Origin of the sequence: Streptomyces sp. CC228A (genome assembly GCF_021390935.1) — a bacterium.
Lineage (GTDB): Bacteria > Actinomycetota > Actinomycetes > Streptomycetales > Streptomycetaceae > Streptomyces.
In genome coordinates, this window is the sequence record NZ_JAJPUI010000012.1 from 188,827 (window position 1) to 205,526 (window position 16,700).

Below are 16,700 nucleotides of genomic sequence, written 5' to 3' on the forward strand. Positions count from 1 at the left end.
ACGATGCCGACGAGCGGGGCGGGTGCGTTACTCAACGATCGTTCCTCGCAGGTAGTCGGCGGCGTGGCGGGCGCGCTCCAGCACGTCGTCCAGGTCGTCGCCGTAGGTGTTGACGTGGCCCACCTTGCGGCCCGGCTTCACGTCCTTGCCGTACATGTGGATCTTGAGCTTGGGGTCCCGGGCCATGCAGTGCAGGTAGCCCTGGTACATGTCGGGGTAGTCGCCGCCGAGGACGTTCGCCATGACCGTCCAGGTGGCGCGGGGGCGCGGGTCGCCCAGCGGCAGGTCGAGGACCGCCCGGACGTGGTTGGCGAACTGCGAGGTGACCGCGCCGTCCTGGGTCCAGTGGCCGGAGTTGTGCGGGCGCATCGCCAGCTCGTTGACGAGGATCCGGCCGTCGCGGGTCTCGAACAGCTCGACCGCGAGGTGGCCCACCACGCCCAGTTCGCGGGCGATGCGCAGGGCCAGGTCCTGGGCCTCCACGGCGCGGTCCTCGGGCAGGTCGGGCGCGGGGGCGATCACCGTGTCGCAGACGCCGTCGACCTGCCGCGACTCCACGACCGGGTACGCCACGGCCTGGCCGTGCGGGGAGCGGACGACGTTCGCCGCCAGCTCCCGCACGAAGTCGACCTTCTCCTCCGCGAGGACGGGGACGCCCGCGAGGAACGGGGCGGCCGCCTCCTCCTCGGAGCGGACGAACCACACGCCCTTGCCGTCGTAGCCGCCGCGGACCGTCTTCAGGATGATCGGGAAGCCGCCCGCCTCCCGGGCGAACGCGGCCGCGTCGGCCGGGTCCGCGACGATGCGGTGGCGCGGGCTGGGCGCGCCGATCGCGTCGAGCCTCGCCCGCATCACGCCCTTGTCCTGGGCGTGCACCAACGCGTCGGGCCCCGGGCGGACGGGGATGCCGTCCGCTTCCAGGGCCCTGAGGTGCTCGGTGGGCACATGCTCGTGATCGAACGTGATCACGTCGCACCCGCGCGCGAAGTCACGCAGCGTGTCCAGGTCGCGGTAGTCGCCGATGACGACGTCGCTCACGACCTGGGCCGCGGAATCCTGGGGAGTGTCACTGAGGAGCTTGAATCTGATGCCGAGGGGGATACCCGCCTCGTGGGTCATACGGGCGAGCTGACCGCCGCCGACCATGCCGACTACCGGGAACGTCACCCTTCCAGGGTATCGGGCGCCCGAGCCGGCCCCGTCAGGTGCTCCTCCTCGTGCCCGCCGGGGGTTTCCCGGGCGTTCGCCCTTACCCGCGCGTCACCCGGGTGGTGGTGGTTAGCATGACGGAGTTGACGCATTCGACCGGACGGGGCTGAAAGATCACGATGAGTGAGCGCGGCGTGCTGCGGGCGCGGCTTGACCGGCTACTCCGGGAGGTCGCGAAGTTCGGTCTGGTCGGCGGCGTGGGGCTGCTGGTCAACATGGCGGTGTTCAACCTGGTCCGGCACGTGACGGAGATCCCCGTCGTACGGGCCAGCCTGCTCGCGACCGTGGTCGCCATCGCCTGCAATTACGTGGGGTTCCGCTACTTCACGTACCGCGACCGTGACAAGACGCGGCGGACCCGCGAGATGACGCTGTTCCTGGTGTTCAGCGTGGTGGGCCTGGTCATCGAGAACGGGGTGCTCTACACCGCCACGTACGGGTTCGGCTGGGACAGCCCGCTGCAGAACAACGTCTTCAAGTTCTCCGGGATCGCCGTGGCGACGCTCTTCCGCTTCTGGTCGTACCGGACGTGGGTCTTCCGCGCGCTGCCCGCGGTGGCGGCGCCCGCGGCCGCGGGCGTGGTGCCGGACCGGCACGCGGTGGAGGACCCGGCGCCCGCGGCGGCGGGGCACAGCCGCCGGTAGGCGCACGGCGGGCGGCGGGGCGTGGGGCGTGGGGCGTGGTGTCCGGCTCGCCTGCGGTTCGCCCGTCCCGGCTGCGGTTCGCCCGTCCCGGCTGCGGTTCGCCCGTCCCGGCTGCGGGCGGGGCGCCCCTCGGGCGGTACCGCCGCCTGGCCTCCCCGTGCGGGGCCGGGTGCGGGGCGGGCAGGTCAGCGGATGGGGCGGGCCGCGGGGGCGGGGTCGGGGCTGCCGACCTCGCGGCTGAGGAACAGGGCGAAGACCGCGGGTTTCAGCTGGACCAGCTCCAGGCGGCCGCCGTCGGCCTCCGCGAGGTCGCGGGCCACGGCCAGGCCGATGCCCGTCGAGTTGCGGCCGCTGATGGCCCGCTCGAAGATCCTGGCGCCCAGGTCTGCCGGGACGCCCGGGCCCTCGTCGGAGACCTCCACCACGGCCTGGTTGCCGGTGACGCGGGTGCGCAGGGCGACGGTGCCGCCGCCGTGCATGAGGGAGTTCTCGATCAGCGCGGCCAGCACCTGGGCGACCGCGCCCGGCGTGCCGACGGCCCGCATGCCGGTCTTCCCCGACCGTACGAGCGCCCGGCCCGCGCTGCGGTAGGCGGGCCGCCACTCGTCGATCTGCTGCTTGACGACCTCGTCGACGTCGAAGGCGACGGCCGAGCCCGTACGGGGGTCGCGGGAGTTCGTCAGCAGCCGCTGGACGACGTCGGTGAGCCGCTCCACCTGGGCGAGGGCGGCGTGCGCCTCCTCCTGGACCGTCTCGGGATCGTCGGTGGCCGCGATCTCCTCCAGCCGCATGGACAGGGCGGTCAGCGGCGTGCGGAGCTGGTGGGAGGCGTCGGCGGCGAGCCGCCGCTCCGCGGTGAGCATCCGCCCGATGCGCTCCGCGGACGCGTCCAGCACGTCCGCGACCCGGTCCAGCTCGGGCACGCCGTACCGCTTGTGGCGGGGCCTGGGGTCGCCGGACCCGAGCCGTTCCGCGGTCTCCGCGAGGTCGGTGAGCGGGGAGGCGAGCCGGTTGCCCTGCCGTACGGCGAGGACGACGGCGGTGACGACGGCGAGCAGCGCGACGGCGCCGATGATCAGCAGGGTGCGGCCCACCTCCCGCAGGACGCCGGACCGGGACTCCTCCACGGTGACCTTCTCGCCGTGCTCCCCTACGGCGGTGCCGCGGATGACGCTGCCGTCGGGGCGGGCGCCCACCTCGATGACCGGCCGGCCGGGGATCTCGATCCGGGCGTACCGCTCGGCGCCGCTCTGGTCGGCCAGGATGTCCGGGTTGACGGGCTCGCCGCCGATCAGCCTGCTGTCGACGATGCTGGCGAGGCGTACGGCCTCGGAATCGACGCTCTCCTGGGCGCTGCTGCTGATGGTGCGGGTCTCCACGATGACGAGGGACACGCCGAAGAGGGCGATGACCACCATCACCACGGCGAGGGTGGAGTTGATGAGCCGACGGCGCACGGCGGGGCTCTAGCTCTTCTCGAAGCGGAAGCCGACGCCGCGGACCGTCGCGATGTAGCGGGGGTTGGCCGCGTCGTCGCCGAGCTTCTTGCGGAGCCACGAGATGTGCATGTCGAGCGTCTTGGTGGAGGACCACCACGTGGTGTCCCAGACCTCGCGCATGAGCTGGTCGCGGGTGACCACCCGGCCGGCGTCCCGGACGAGGACGCGCAGCAGGTCGAACTCCTTGGCGGTGAGCTGGAGCTCCTCGTCGCCCATCCAGGCGCGGTGCGACTCGACGTCGATGCGGACGCCGTGCGTGGCGGGCTGGACGGCGGGCTCGACCGCGCCGCGCCGGAGCAGTGCGCGCACCCGGGCCAGCAGCTCGGCGAGGCGGAACGGCTTGGTGACGTAGTCGTCGGCGCCGGCGTCGAGCCCGACGACGGTGTCGACCTCGTCGGCGCGGGCGGTCAGGACGAGGATCGGCAGCGTGTGCCCCTCGGCGCGCAGCCTCCGGCAGACCTCCAGGCCGTCCATGCCCGGCAGCCCCAGGTCGAGGACGATCAGGTCGACCCCGCCGCGCAGGCCCGCTTCGAGCGCGCCTGGCCCGTCCTCGCGGACCTCGACCTCGTACCCCTCCCGCCGCAGCGCGCGGGCCAGCGGTTCCGAGATGGATGCGTCGTCCTCGGAGAGCAGTACTCGGGTCATGGACAGATGGTAGTCCGCGGGGCCCGCCGGTCGTCAGGAGACGGAAACAAGATCATCGAGACCTGTGACTCCGGGAGGCCGTTCTGCGGATGACCTTTGAACATGCGCATGCGGTTCCATGATCGCCTGTGATACATGTCTCAAGTCCTTCCATTTCCCTCAGTGTCGTGGCGTATGGTGGCGAGACGCTTGTTGCAGTAATCGGGGACCTTTGGCGCCATCGCTCATGGATGCGGCAAAGGTCTCTTTTTCTGCGCGGCGTACGCATCCGAAGGAACAACCAGTTGGCCGGACTCCGCCCCCCATGAGAGGCGCGGCGGGGTATGGATCCCGGAACGGCTACCCCGAACCGGTGCCGGCCACCCCCCACGCGGGCGCCCGCGGCCCATCCGGCCGTACGCGTCCCGAGACAACAAGGATCTTGACCATGGCGTCCAGCCTGACGAAGGACTCGGCGGGCCTCCCCGCCCACGAGAGGACCCTTCTCGGCCACCCCCGCGGCCTGGCTTTCCTCTTCATGACCGAGATGTGGGAGCGCTACAGCTACTACGGCATGCGCGCCCTGCTCGTGCTGTACCTGTCGGCCAAGGCCGCCGACGGCGGTCTCGGCTTCGAGGACGCGACGGCCATCGCCATCTACTCCGTGTACAACGCGATGGTGTACCTGCTGGCCCTGCCGGGCGGCTGGTTCGGCGACCGCGTCTGGGGCGCCCGCAAGACGGTCGCGGTCGCCGGCACGATCATCATGATCGGCCACTTCCTGCTCGCGGTGCCCCTGGAGGCGTCGTTCTTCGCCGGACTGGCGTTCATCGCGGCCGGCTCCGGTCTGCTGAAGGCCAACATCTCGACGATGGTCGGCCACCTCTACCGGGACAAGAACGACCCGCGCCGGGACGGCGGCTTCACGATCTTCTACATGGGCATCAACCTGGGTGCCTTCGTCGCGCCGCTCACCATCGGCCTCGTCGGCCAGACGGTGAACTGGCACCTCGGCTTCGCCATGGCCGGTGTCGGCATGGCCCTCGGCCTGCTCTTCTACTTCCTCGGCTTCCGCAGCCTGGCGCCCGCGTCGAGCATGGTGCCGGCCCCGCTGTCCGCGGCCGAGCGCACCGGCCTCGTCAAGAAGGCCCTGATCTGGCTGGCCGTCGCCGCCGCCGCGTACGCCCTGGTCGGCCTGGCCGGCGTGTTCACGATCGACTGGGTGCTGTGGCCGCTGACCGTCCTGGGCCTGGCCCTGCCGACGTACTACCTGGTGAAGGTGCGGCGCGACCCCGACCTGGAGCCGGTGGAGCGGTCCCGGATGTCGGCGTACGCCTGGTTCTTCGTGGCCGCCGCCGCGTTCTGGGCGATCTACGACCAGACCGGCTCCACCCTGAGCCTCTTCGCGAAGAACAACACCGAGAACACGCTCTTCGGCTTCGACTTCCCGTCGAGCTGGTTCCAGTCGCTGAACCCGCTGTACGTGATGGCGCTGGCCCCGGTCTTCGCCTGGCTGTGGGTGGCGCTGTCGCGGCGCGGCAAGGAGCCGAGCACGCTCAGCAAGTTCGCGACCGGTCTGGTGATGATCGGCGGCTCGTTCTTCGTGATGATGCTGGCCCAGGCCGCTTCCTCGGGCGGGGTCAAGGTCACGCCGCTGTGGCTGTGCTCGGTGTACCTGATCCAGACCGTGGGCGAGCTGACCCTCTCCCCCGTCGGCCTGTCGCTGACGACCAAGCTGGCCCCGGCGAAGTACGCCTCCCAGATGATGGGCGTGTGGTTCCTCGCGGTGACCGCGGGCTCCTCCGTGATCTCGCTGCTGCAGCTCGTGGGCGCGCCGACGGACACCGCGTGGTGGTTCGCCAGCCAGGGCGCCGTCGCGGTGCTGGGCGGTTTCGCGATCTTCCAGTTCCGCAAGAAGGTGCAGCCGCTGATGGGCGGCGTGCACTGACCTCCGGGTCGGCGCTCCCGGTGACGGGCGCGGCGCCGGCCTTCCGGTCCGACCAGGGGCGCCGCACCGGCAGGGTGCGGCGCCCCCGGCGCGTCCCGGGGCGCCATCAGGTGCGGGGCGCGCCACCGGGTTGCGGGGCGCGACCGGGTTGCGGGCCGCCCACCGGCGCCGGGGCAGCGCGCTGCCGCCGGGCGGCGGGCGGGCCTGCGGGGGTTCAGCGGCGGCAGGCGGGATGCCTATAGTGCAGCGACCCGACGGGCAGGCGCCCGGCGGGCCGTGTCAAGGGGGAGGGACCGATGTCGGACACCGTGCACGAGGCGGACACGGCGGAGCAGGCGCCGGGGAGACGCGCCCGCGGGGCGGGACGGCGGCGGCGCGGCCGGCGGATCGCCGCCCTCGTCCTGGCCGCCGTCGTCCTGGGCGGCGCCGGCGCCGCCTGGTGGACGTACCGCGGCCTGGACGCCAACATCAGCAGCGTGGACCTCGACCGGGCCCTCGGCGACGACCGCCCGCAGAAGGCGCCGAGCGCGATGGCGGCCACGAACCTGCTGGTCCTCGGCTCCGACTCGCGGGCCGGTGACAACGCACAGCTCGACGGCGGCGCCGTCGGCGGCGCCCGGTCCGACACGGCGCTCGTGGTGCACGTCTCGGCGGACCGGTCGAAGGCGGTCGCCGTGTCCATCCCGCGCGACACGCTCGTGGACCGGCCGTCCTGCACCGGGGCCGGAGGCGGCGAGGTGGGGCCCGCGTCGCGGGTGATGTTCAACTCGGTGTACTCCACGGGCGGCTCGGCGTGCGTCGTCAAGACGGTGGAGAAGATGTCCGGGGTGCGCATCGACCACCTCATGGAGATCGACTTCGCCGGGTTCAAGGACCTGGTCGACGAGCTGGGCGGCGTGACCGTCACCGTCGAGGAGCCCATCCGGGACACCAAGGGCGGCTTCACGCTGGAGCCCGGGACGCACCGGCTGAACGGCACGGACTCGCTGAAGTTCGTCCGGACCCGGTACGGCTACCGGGACGGCAGCGACCTGGGGCGCATAGGGCTCCAGCAGCAGTTCATGGTGGCGCTGCTGAAGGAGGTCAAGCGGCAGGACCTGCTGGGCAGCCCGGCCAAGACGTACCGCATCGCGGAGTCCGCGACGAAGGCGCTGACGACGGACGAGGAGCTGGCGTCGCTGACCGCGCTCGCGGAGTTCGGGCGCAGCATGCAGGGCATCGACCCCGCGACCATGGACACGATCATGCTGCCCGTCGCCTACGACAAGGCCGACCCGAACCGGGTGGTGCCGGCCCAGCCGCAGGCGGGCGAGTTGTGGAAGGCGATCCGGGAGGACACCCCCGTACCGGCGAGTGCCCGCCGCTCCCCCGCGAAGGCGGGCTGACGCCGAAGACGACGACGCCCCGGGCCCGCACAGGCCCGGGGCGCGCGCATGCCCGCGGGACCTGCGGGGTGGGCGCGTCCCGGCGGATGTGCGGCTGCACGACTGCACGACTGCACGACTGCACGGAACCCCGGCTCTCCGGGGTACGGGCGCCGGGGTACGGGAGCCGGGGTACGGGCGCCGGCGGGCACGCGCGGAGCCGCACCGGCCGGCACCGCTCACAGCCGACCGCTCCCGGGGCGCACAGGCGGCGGCGGGCGGCGGCGGGTGAGGACAGGCCCCAAGGGCGCCCGCAGCGGCGGGGGTTGGAAACCGCGTGCCCGGCGGTCGAACAGGGCACGTGATACGTTCGATCACGGCTTCACCCCAAGGAAGGCGTGACCGGCTGCGGCGCGTCCTCCTCCACCGCGACGGGAGAACGCATGCGGCTCGAACGGCTCAGCAGGGAGGCGCACGCCCACCTCCGCCTCAACCAGACGACCGACCTGTCGTACGCCGGGAACACCCACCTGGTGGACCTGGCGGCCGTGGAGTTCGTGCAGGCCGCCGCCGACTTCCCCGTCGTCTTCGTGGACGAGGACGGGATGACCCCGAAGGGCCTCCTCGGCCTCCAGGACGGCGTGAACTCCTTCGTCGGGGCCGACGGCCGCTGGCGGGAACCCGCCTACGTACCGGGGGTCATACGGATGTACCCCTTCCTGCTGAGCGACGACGGGGACGGCGACATCGGCGTGTACGTCGACCTCGACTTCGCCGGCTGGGACACGCGGCACGGCAAGCGCCTGTTCGAGGACGACGGCAGCGACGCCCCCTACCTGCACGAGGTGATGGAGTTCCTGCGCGGCTCCGCCGTGGAGGAGGGGCGCACCCGGGACCTCGTGAGGGAGCTGGAGCGCCTGGAGCTGCTGGCCCCCGCGACGATGACGTTCCGGCACCCGGAGCGCACCTTCACCGTCGACGGCCTCTGGACGGTGGACGAAGAGCGGCTCCAGGCCCTGCCGTACACGGAGCTGGCGCTGCTCCACAGCAAGGGCTACCTGGCGTGGATCCACGCCCACCTGGTGTCCCTGCACCAGGGGACCAAGCTCCTCTACCGGCTGATGGGCGACTGATGACGGGCGACTGAGCCCGCTCCGCCCGAGGACCGTGCACAGACCCTCCCTGTTCGCCCGGTTCCTTCACCCGGGCACCCCCGCGGACCGCCGCGCCTGCCATCATGGGCGGTCCCGCGCGGCAGGCGCGCGGGGGCGAGGTACGTGGGGGTGTGATGGCGGCGGTGACCGGTGCCGAGGCGCGGATGACCTGGGGTGAGGCGCTCGCGAGGCTGCGCGGGGCGCAGAAGGCGGCCAAGGGGGTGTCGCTGTACTCGCGGTTCGTGAACCGGCCCGCGGGGCGGGTGCTCGCCGCGACCTCCTACGCGGCCCGGCTCACCCCGAACCAGGTGACCCTGGTCAGCGCGGCCTTCAGCTTCGCCGCGGTGGCCGCCATCGCCCTGACCCCGCCGTCCTGGGCGGCCGGGGTGCTCATATGGGCGGCGCTGGCCGTCGGGTTCGCCTTCGACTCCGCCGACGGGCAGCTGGCCCGGCTGCGCGGCGGCGGCAGCCCCGCCGGCGAGTGGCTGGACCACGTCGTCGACTGCGCGAAGACCACCGGACTGCACATCGCCGTGCTCGTCGCCTTCCACCGGCACCCGGAGTTCTTCGGCGTCGGGGGCTCCGAGCTGTGGCTGCTGCTGCCGCTGGGCTTCCTGACGGCGGCGATCGTCACGTTCTTCGGCGGGCTGCTCACCGAGCAGCTCAAGCCCCGGCCGGCACCGGGCAGCGCCCCGCCCCCGCCGTCGACGCTGCGCGCGGTGGCGCTGCTGCCCGTCGACCACGGGGTCTTCTGCGCGGTGTTCGTCCTGCTCGGCGGCGGCGAGCTGTTCCTGTGGGGGTACGGGCTGCTGGGCGCCGCCGCCGCGCTCTACCTGCCGCTGTTCCTGGCCAAGTGGTTCCGCGAACTCGACCGGGCCGGCCGGGCCTAGCGGTTCCGCGGAATCAGCCGGGCAGGCCGGGGCTGACCTCGGCGGCCGGCGCGGGCGGCTGCGTCAGCGTGTCCAGGGCGCGGCGCAGCTGCGTGCTCGACGTGTGCACCGTGTACGGGAAGTAGACGACGTCCACGCCGACGGCCGCGAAGTCGGCCTCCAGCCGGTCGCCCTTCGGCGTGCCCCGCCAGTCGTCGCCCTTGAACAGCACGTCGAAGCGGACCTGCTTCCACGTCTCCAGCTTGTCGGGGACGGTCTCGACGAACGCGGCGTCGACGTACTTGATGTTCCGGACAATCTCCAGCCGCTCGATGAGCGGAATCACCGGACGGCGCCCCTTGGCCCGCTCCGCCATCTCGTCCGACACCACTCCGGCGACCAGGTAGTCGCAGTGCTGCCGGGCGTGGCGGAGGATGTTCAAGTGCCCTATGTGGAAGAGATCGTAGGCACCCGGGGCGTACCCGACCCGGTATCCTCGGCGCTCCGACATGGCTTGCTTGCCCCCCTCTAGGACGTTCCGCCCCCCGTGTTCCGCGTTGACAGTACCGTGCACGACTCGTGGAGGACAGGTGAACGGGGGACGGGCGAACGACTAGGGTGCACGAGCCATCGTTCGTCACAAGGGGGGCAGCCGATGCCGGACACACGTCCGTCGGAGCCGGAGGGTATACCGCAGCAGGGCCGTCGGCGGCGGGTGCTGCTCGTGTCCACGAACTACGCGCCCGAGCACACCGGCATAGGCCCGTACGCCACGCAGATAGCGGAGCACTGGGCGGCGTCCGGCCACGACACGCACGTCCTGGCGGGCATGCCGCACTACCCGGCCTGGTCGGTCGACGCCGACTACCGGGGCGCGTGGCGGCGCACCGAGCAGCGCGGCGGCGTGACCGTGCACCGGCGCCGGCACACCGTACCGGCCCGGCAGACCGCCGTGCGCAGGGCGCTGTTCGAGGCGTCGGTGCTCGCGCACAAGCTGGCCGCGCCGCCGCGCATGGGGCGCCCGGACGCGGTGTCCGCGCAGCTGCCCAGCCTGGCCGGCGGGGTGGCGGCGGCCCGGCTGGCGGCCCGGTGGGGCGTGCCGTACGTACCGGTCGTGCAGGACCTGATGGGCGCGGCGGCCGCGCAGAGCGGTATCGAGGGCGGTGACCGCGCGGCGGCGGCAGCGGCCCGCGTCGAGGGGTACGTGCTGCGGCGCGGCACCCTCGTCGGGGTCATCCACGAGACCTTCGTGGACCGCGTCAGGGCCCTCGGCGTGCCGGCCGAGCGGATCCGGGTCGTGCCGAACTGGTCGCACGTGGCGGCGCCTTCCGCGCCCCGCGAGGAGACCCGCGCCAGGCTCGGCTGGGCGCCCACCGACACGGTCGTCCTGCACGCCGGGAACATGGGCCTCAAGCAGGGCCTCGACGTGCTCGTGGAGACCGCCCGCCTCGATCCGCGGGTGCGGGTGGTGCTGATGGGCGACGGCAACCAGCGCGAGGCGCTGGGCGAGCTGGCGCGGGGCGTGCCGAACCTGGAGTTCCTGGCGCCGGCCGGGACCGACGACTTCCCCGACGTGCTGGCGGCCGCCGACGTGCTCGCCGTGACGCAGCGGGCCTCGGTGCTCGACATGAGCGTGCCGTCCAAGCTGACCTCGTACTTCGCCGCGGGGCGCCCGGTCGTGGCGTCCGTCGCCGCCGGCGGGGGCACCGCCGGGGAGGTGCTGCGGTCGGGGGCCGGCGTGCTCGTCCCGCCGGAGGACCCCGCGGCGCTGCTGGCGGCGGTCCGTACGCTTGCTGCGGACCCGGAGAAGGCTCGGGAACTGGGGGCGGCCGGGCCGCGTCATGTGGAGGCGCACCTCGGCAGGGCCGCAGGGCTCGCCCGCTACGACGCGCTCCTCGACGAGGCGCTGTCGCTGGCGGCGGCCCGGGCGGTGCCGGGGCCGGCACGGCGGGAAGCAGCAGCAGGAGGGGCGGACAGGTGACGCAGCAGGCGCAGGACGGTGGTGCGGTGGGGCCGGTGCCCGCCACAGTGGTGGTGGAGGACGAACCGGACCTCCTTCGGGACCAGTTCCGGCAGCTGCTGCGGTATCCGCGGCTCATCGCCGGCGGGGTGCTGATCGGCCTGCTGGGCGGTGCCTGGCTCGGCTACAGCACCTCGGACACGTACGTGGCGACGAGCGACGTGGTGCTGCGCGTCCCGGTCGAGGACCCCTTCAACCCCAGCATCGCGGTCGAGAAGACCCTCGACATGAACACCGAGCGGCAGGCCGCGACGAGCCGCCGCACCGCCGAGCGGGCGGCCGAGGAGCTCGGGTACACCGGCGAGCCGTCGGACCTGCTGACGGACCTCCAGGTGACCAACCCGCCCAAGTCGCTCGTGCTGCGCTTCGCCTACACCAGCGATGACCCGGCCGCGTCGGCCGAGCGCGCCAACGCGCTGGTGGAGGCCTACCTGGCGGACCGGCGGGAGCAGACCGAGCACACCCGCGACACGATGATCAAGGGGCTGCAGCAGCAGCTCGACCCGGTCGCGAAGCGCCACGACGAGCTGGCGGAGAAGCTGGAGGGCCGCAGCGGCTCCGAGGTGGAGGCCGACTACACGGTCAAGGCGAACCTGCTCAACCGCATGACGGAGCTGAGCAACCGCATCAGCAAGCTGAAGGCGCTCGACATGACGCCCGGCAAGGTACTGACGACGGCGACGCCGCCGGCCTCGTCCGACGGGCCCGGCTGGCCGCTGTCGCTGGTCATCGGCGGAGGCGTCAGCGCCGCCGACGACCTCCTCATCGGCCCCCCGGGACGCCTTCCGCCGCCACCTCACCGGCCGCGGCTACCGCCCCGAGGCCCGTATCACCCGCGCCCAGCTCGGCCCCGAGGCCGGGCATGGTCGGCGCCGCCGACCTCGCCCGGCTCGTCGCCCCGCCGCTTCCGCCGCGCCAACCGCCGCCGCGTCGAGCGGTACGAGCGGTACGAGCGCTGCACAGGCCCGGCGCAACGGGGGGCCTCACCGGCCGCACCGGGCGACAGGAACACCGCCACCGGCGGCACCGCCCGCCCCGCCAAGGAACCCGAGGCATGACGACGACCCCACCGACGTCCCGACCGCCCCCGCCGCCCCGAACGGCTCCGGAGGAGCGGCGCGCCAGGATGCGGCACCGCAGACTCGCCGCCCTGGTCATCGCGCTGCTGTCACGTGCGTCCACCACGTACTACCTGATCTCCGCCGAGCAGAGCCGCTCCAGCGGCCGCGACAAGGCAGGCCGAGTCCTCGGCGGTGGGCCTGCAGGACAGCTGGCCGTCCAAGATGAAGCGCCGCATCTACGAGGTGCCGATCCCCGGCGGGTCCACGGACGTCGCCTACTTCGAGACCAGCAACTGGAAGACCAGCCGGCTGTACGTGCAGTTCACCACCAACTCGACGGGCCTCGACCGGTTCCTCGAACGTCCGGCACCGAGCGCGCCGCCCTGGAGCACGGCCGGGTCACCGTCGGCGAACGGGACGCGGACACCGTCGGCTGGAAGTTCGCCGCCGACCGCGACTGGTCGGGCACCACCGTCCCCAACGCGAGGACCTGCGGCCGGCGACCGACATCACGGTCGACCTCACCGAACCCGCCTTCCCGCGCGTGTACGCGGTGTCCACGACGAGCCCCTGAGAGCGGGCAGGGCCACCGCCGTCCGGCGCCGCCCGCGGCCCGTGACCGAGGTGACCTCGATGGTGCGGCCCACCGGCACCACGCTGACCTCGGCGGTGGCGTCCGGGCCCGCGTGCTTCCGGACGTTCGTCAGGGACTCCTGGATGATCCGGTACGCGGCGAGGTCGACGGCCGCGGACAGCTGTACGCCCTGGTCGGTGCGGGCGAGGGACACGGGGAGCCCGGCCCGGCGGAAGGAGTCCAGCAGGTCGTCGAGCCGGGCCAGGCCGGGGGCGGGCTCCGTGGGGGCCTCCGGGTCGCCGGACTGGCGCAGCAGTCCGACGGTGGCGCGCAGTTCGTCCAGCGCGGAGCGGCTTGCCTCCCTGACGTGGGCCAGGGCCTCCTTCGCCTGGTCGGGCCGCTTGTCCATGACGTGGGCGGCGACGCCGGCCTGCACGTTGACGAGGGCGATGTGGTGGGCGACGACGTCGTGCAGGTCGCGGGCGATGCGCAGGCGCTCCTCGGCGACGCGGCGGCGGGCCTCCTCCTCGCGGGTGCGTTCGGCGCGCTCGGCCCGTTCGCGGATCGCGTCGACGAAGGCGCGGCGGCTGCGGACGGGCGCCTGGCGTCGCGAGGGCCGTATGAGGCCCGTTCATGGCCGAGCCACCCCACCCCTATTTACCTGTTAGGCATGCCGGGCGCCTCCAGGCTGCCGGTTTCCGAGGGGACAAACCGGGTCATTTCCTGGTAACTCGCCAGTGTTTATTACATCGTCGTTGACTTCTGATGAACCCAGCTACCTAACATGCATGCATAACCGCTGCCCTTGCTCGGGCAGCGTGCACCCTTCACGCAGAAACAGGTCAACGGGTGATGCTCACAGCCCCGGCTGGCGACGGCCTCTCGCACCGCTCCACGCAGACGCACTCCTGGTGGCGCGACGCGGTGATCTACCAGGTGTACGTCCGCAGCTTCCTGGACAGCACCGGCGACGGGATCGGCGACCTCGCCGGTGTCCGCAGCGGCCTGCCGTACCTCAAGAAACTGGGCGTGGACGGCATCTGGCTCAGCCGCTTCCACTTCGCGGAGGGCCGGGGCCCGGGCGGCGACCTGCCGCCCAACAACTGGCACGCCATGTTCGGCGGCCCGGCCTGGAGCCGGGTCACCGAGCAGGACGGCACGCCCGGCCAGTGGTACCTGCACATGTTCACGCCCGAGCAGCCCGACCTGAACTGGCGCAACCCCGAGGTGCCCGCCCACTTCGAGGAGGTGCTCCGCTTCTGGCTCGACCGGGGGGTGGACGGCTTCCGGATCGACGTGGCCGCAGGGCTGTTCAAGCACCCGGACCTGCCCGACTCCGACGACCCGGAGGCCGACGCCCGCACCCGCGACTCCGTCAACCCGCTGGCCTGGAACCAGCCCGAGGTGCACGACGTGTGGCGCCGGTGGCGCACGGTGTGCGAGGAGTACACGGCGCGCGACGGCCGGGAACGGCTGCTGGTCGGCGAGGTGTCCGTGCCCACCGCCCGCGAGCACGCGCTGTACGTGCGCCCCGACGAAGCTGCACCAGGCGTTCTTCTTCGACCTGCTCGGCGCCCCTGGGACGCGGCCGCGTTCCGCGGGGTCATCGACGAGGCTGCGCGACATCGCCGCACCGGTTCCAGCGTCACGTGGGTGCTCAACAACCACGACCAGGTGCGCACGGTGACCCGGTACGGCGAGTCCGGCACGGAGGGCAGCGGCCTCGGCGCCGCCCGCGCCCGCGCCGCCGCGCTGCTGATGCTGGCGCTGCCCGGCGCCGCGTACGTCTACCAGGGCGAGGAGCTCGGGCTGCCGGAGGTCGTGGACCTGCCGGACGAGGTCCTCACCGACCCGATCTTCCACCGCACCGGCAGCCGCGCCCGGATCCGCGACGGGTGCCGGGTCCCGCTCCCTGGTCCGGGCACGCCTCGCCCTTCGGGTTCAGCGCCGGAGCGGAGGCGCGGCCCTGGCTGCCGCAGCCGTCCTGGTTCGCCGAGCACGCCACCGACCGGGCGCTCGCCGACACCCGCTCCTTCTGGCACCTGTACCGGGACGGGCTCCAGCTGCGGCGCGGCCTGCCGCAGCTGGGCGAGGGCCCCCTGCGCTGGCTGGAGGCGCCGCCGGACGTCCTCGCCTTCGAGCGGGGCGACGGCCTGGTGTGCGCCGTGAACTTCGGCACCGCGCCCGTGCCCGCCCCCGTCCCCGGATCGCCGCTGCTGGCCAGCGGGCCGTGCCCGCCCGGGGCGCTGCCCGGTGCCACCGCCGCCTGGTGGATCACCGACCGCACCACCCAGTCCCCCGTCCGCCTCCCTGTCCGCGTAGGTCCTCGCAAGTCCCTCGTAACTCCCCGCGAAAGGTACGAAGATGATGAGACGACGCTTCCTGAAGACGGCGTGCTGCTCGGCCCTCACCGCCGCGCTGGCCCTCGGCGCCACCGCGTGCGGCGGCGACCCGGTCGGCACCGCGAGCGGTGGCGAAGGCGCTGTCCGGGCAGACCCTCACCGTCGCCGGCGTCTGGTCGGGCACCGAGCAGAAGAACTTCCAGAAGGTGCTGGACGCCTTCACCGAGCAGACCGGGGCGAAGACCCGCTTCGTCTCCACGGGCGACAACGTGTCCACCGTCGTCGGCAGCAAGATCGAGGGCGGCAACGCCCCGACGTGGTGATGGTCCCCCAGGTCGGCGTGCTCCAGCAGTTCGCGAAGAACAAGTGGCTCGCGCCGCTGTCGAAGTCCGCCGAGAAGACGGTCGACGCGAACTTCGCACCCGTCTGGAAGGGCTACGGCTCCGTGGACGGCACGCTGTGCGGCCTCTACTTCAAGGCCGCGAACAAGTCGACCGTCTGGTACGACCCCGCGGCCCTGGACACCGCCGGTGTGAAGCCCCCGAAGACGTACGACGAGATGCTCACCGCGGCCCGCATTGTCGCCGACTCCGGCGTTCCTGCGTTCGCCGTGGCCGGCGAGGACGGCTGGACGCTCACCGACTGGTTCGAGAACGTCTACCTGTCGCAGGTCAGCCTCTCAGAAGTACGACCAGCTCGCCAAGCACGATCCCGTGGACGGACCTGACGGTCGTCGAGGCCCTCAGGACCCTCGCCAGGCTGTTCTCCGACGACAAGCTGCTGGCCGCGGCAGGAAGGGCGCGCTCGCCACCGACTTCCCGGCTCCGTCGAGAAGGTCTTCGGCCCGAAGCAGGAGGCCGGGATGGTGTACGAGGGCGACTTCGTCGCCGGTGTCGCGAAGGACGAGTTCGGCCGGAAGATCGGCGAGGACGCGGACTTCTTCCCCTTCCCCGCGGTCGGCGGGGGCGAGGCGCCGGTGGTCAGCGGCGGTGACGCGGCGGTCGTCCTGAAGGACGGCAGGAACCAGAAGGCCGCCATGGCCCTCCTGGAGTTCCTGGCGACGCCCGAGGCCGCAGCCGTCTGGGCCGCCGAGGGCGGATTCATCTCCCCGAACAAGGCCCTGGACCTCGGGGCGTACGGCGACGCGACCCTGCGGGCCACCGCCAAGTCCCTGGTGGACGCCGGGGACACCGTCCGCTTCGACATGTCGGACCAGGCCCCGGCGGCGTTCGGCGGCACCAAGGGCGCGGGCGAGTGGAAGATCCTCCAGGACTTCCTGCGCGACCCGTCGAAGCCCGAGGCGACGGCGGCCGCGCTGGAGGCGGCCGCGGCCAAGGCCTACGGCTCCGCGAACCAGGGCTGAGGCGGCGCTCCCCCATGACCACAGTCACC

The 16,700-nt window shown here is 72.8% G+C and carries 11 protein-coding genes and 4 pseudogenes; 10 read left to right on the forward strand and 5 right to left on the reverse strand.

Annotated elements, in window-relative coordinates; all coding sequences use genetic code 11:
• Positions 1-27 precede the first annotated feature (27 nt).
• Positions 28-1,167 carry a 5-(carboxyamino)imidazole ribonucleotide synthase gene (locus L6E17_RS27825; protein WP_236243420.1) on the reverse strand — a complete coding sequence of 380 codons (1,140 nt, stop codon included), beginning with the start codon at positions 1,165-1,167 and terminating at the stop codon, positions 28-30.
• A gap of 161 nt (positions 1,168-1,328) precedes the next feature.
• Here L6E17_RS27825 and L6E17_RS27830 point away from each other — a divergent pair, with 161 nt between their 5' ends.
• Positions 1,329-1,853: a GtrA family protein gene (locus L6E17_RS27830; protein ID WP_236243421.1), complete on the forward strand. Its 525-nt coding sequence runs from the start codon at positions 1,329-1,331 to the stop codon at positions 1,851-1,853.
• 185 nt (positions 1,854-2,038) lie between these two features.
• Here L6E17_RS27830 and L6E17_RS27835 read toward each other — a convergent pair whose 3' ends face one another.
• Together L6E17_RS27835 and L6E17_RS27840 are read right to left on the reverse strand one after the other, a co-directional pair.
• Positions 2,039-3,310 (reverse strand): ATP-binding protein, encoded by a 1,272-nt coding sequence (locus L6E17_RS27835; protein WP_236243422.1) that lies wholly within the window; start codon positions 3,308-3,310, stop codon positions 2,039-2,041.
• A gap of 9 nt (positions 3,311-3,319) precedes the next feature.
• A complete protein-coding gene (locus L6E17_RS27840) occupies positions 3,320-3,997 on the reverse strand; it encodes a response regulator transcription factor (protein ID WP_236243423.1) in 678 nt (225 codons plus the stop codon).
• A gap of 427 nt (positions 3,998-4,424) precedes the next feature.
• Between L6E17_RS27840 and L6E17_RS27845 the strand changes: the two genes are divergently transcribed.
• From L6E17_RS27845 to L6E17_RS27860, 4 genes are all read left to right on the forward strand, one after another.
• Positions 4,425-5,924 (forward strand): peptide MFS transporter, encoded by a 1,500-nt coding sequence (locus L6E17_RS27845; protein WP_236243424.1) that lies wholly within the window; start codon positions 4,425-4,427, stop codon positions 5,922-5,924.
• A 296-nt stretch (positions 5,925-6,220) separates the two neighbouring features.
• The gene (locus L6E17_RS27850; protein WP_236243425.1) at positions 6,221-7,309 is read left to right on the forward strand and encodes an LCP family protein; all 1,089 of its coding nucleotides are present in this window, start codon (positions 6,221-6,223) and stop codon (positions 7,307-7,309) included.
• Between the two features lie 377 nt (positions 7,310-7,686).
• On the forward strand, positions 7,687-8,421 hold the full coding sequence (locus L6E17_RS27855; protein ID WP_236243426.1) for a SapC family protein: 735 nt from the start codon (positions 7,687-7,689) through the stop codon (positions 8,419-8,421).
• 155 nt (positions 8,422-8,576) lie between these two features.
• The gene (locus L6E17_RS27860) at positions 8,577-9,332 is read left to right on the forward strand and encodes a CDP-alcohol phosphatidyltransferase family protein (RefSeq protein ID WP_236243427.1); all 756 of its coding nucleotides are present in this window, start codon (positions 8,577-8,579) and stop codon (positions 9,330-9,332) included.
• A gap of 13 nt (positions 9,333-9,345) precedes the next feature.
• Here L6E17_RS27860 and L6E17_RS27865 read toward each other — a convergent pair whose 3' ends face one another.
• On the reverse strand, positions 9,346-9,822 hold the full coding sequence (locus L6E17_RS27865; RefSeq protein WP_236243428.1) for an adenylyltransferase/cytidyltransferase family protein: 477 nt from the start codon (positions 9,820-9,822) through the stop codon (positions 9,346-9,348).
• A gap of 144 nt (positions 9,823-9,966) precedes the next feature.
• On the opposite strand from L6E17_RS27865, the gene L6E17_RS27870 reads away from it, so the two are divergent.
• The 3 genes and pseudogenes from L6E17_RS27870 (at position 9,967) to L6E17_RS31705 (ending at position 12,966) form a co-directional block, all read left to right on the forward strand.
• On the forward strand, positions 9,967-11,292 hold the full coding sequence (locus L6E17_RS27870; RefSeq protein WP_236243429.1) for a glycosyltransferase family 4 protein: 1,326 nt from the start codon (positions 9,967-9,969) through the stop codon (positions 11,290-11,292).
• A gap of 752 nt (positions 11,293-12,044) precedes the next feature.
• Positions 12,045-12,389, forward strand: a pseudogene (locus L6E17_RS27875) (ROK family protein); the annotation flags it as partial.
• A pseudogene (locus L6E17_RS31705) lies at positions 12,386-12,966 on the forward strand (hypothetical protein). The pseudogenes L6E17_RS27875 and L6E17_RS31705, both read left to right, overlap by 4 nt.
• Positions 12,967-13,015: 49 nt before the next feature.
• On the opposite strand, the pseudogene L6E17_RS27885 reads toward L6E17_RS31705, so the two are convergent.
• Positions 13,016-13,561, reverse strand: a pseudogene (locus L6E17_RS27885) (sensor histidine kinase); the annotation flags it as partial.
• 257 nt (positions 13,562-13,818) lie between these two features.
• On the opposite strand from L6E17_RS27885, the gene L6E17_RS27890 reads away from it, so the two are divergent.
• Positions 13,819-15,135, forward strand: coding sequence for an alpha-amylase family glycosyl hydrolase (locus L6E17_RS27890; protein WP_236243430.1), 1,317 nt, complete (start codon positions 13,819-13,821; stop codon positions 15,133-15,135).
• 195 nt (positions 15,136-15,330) lie between these two features.
• A pseudogene (locus L6E17_RS27895) lies at positions 15,331-16,671 on the forward strand (ABC transporter substrate-binding protein).
• Positions 16,672-16,700: the final 29 nt, after the last annotated feature.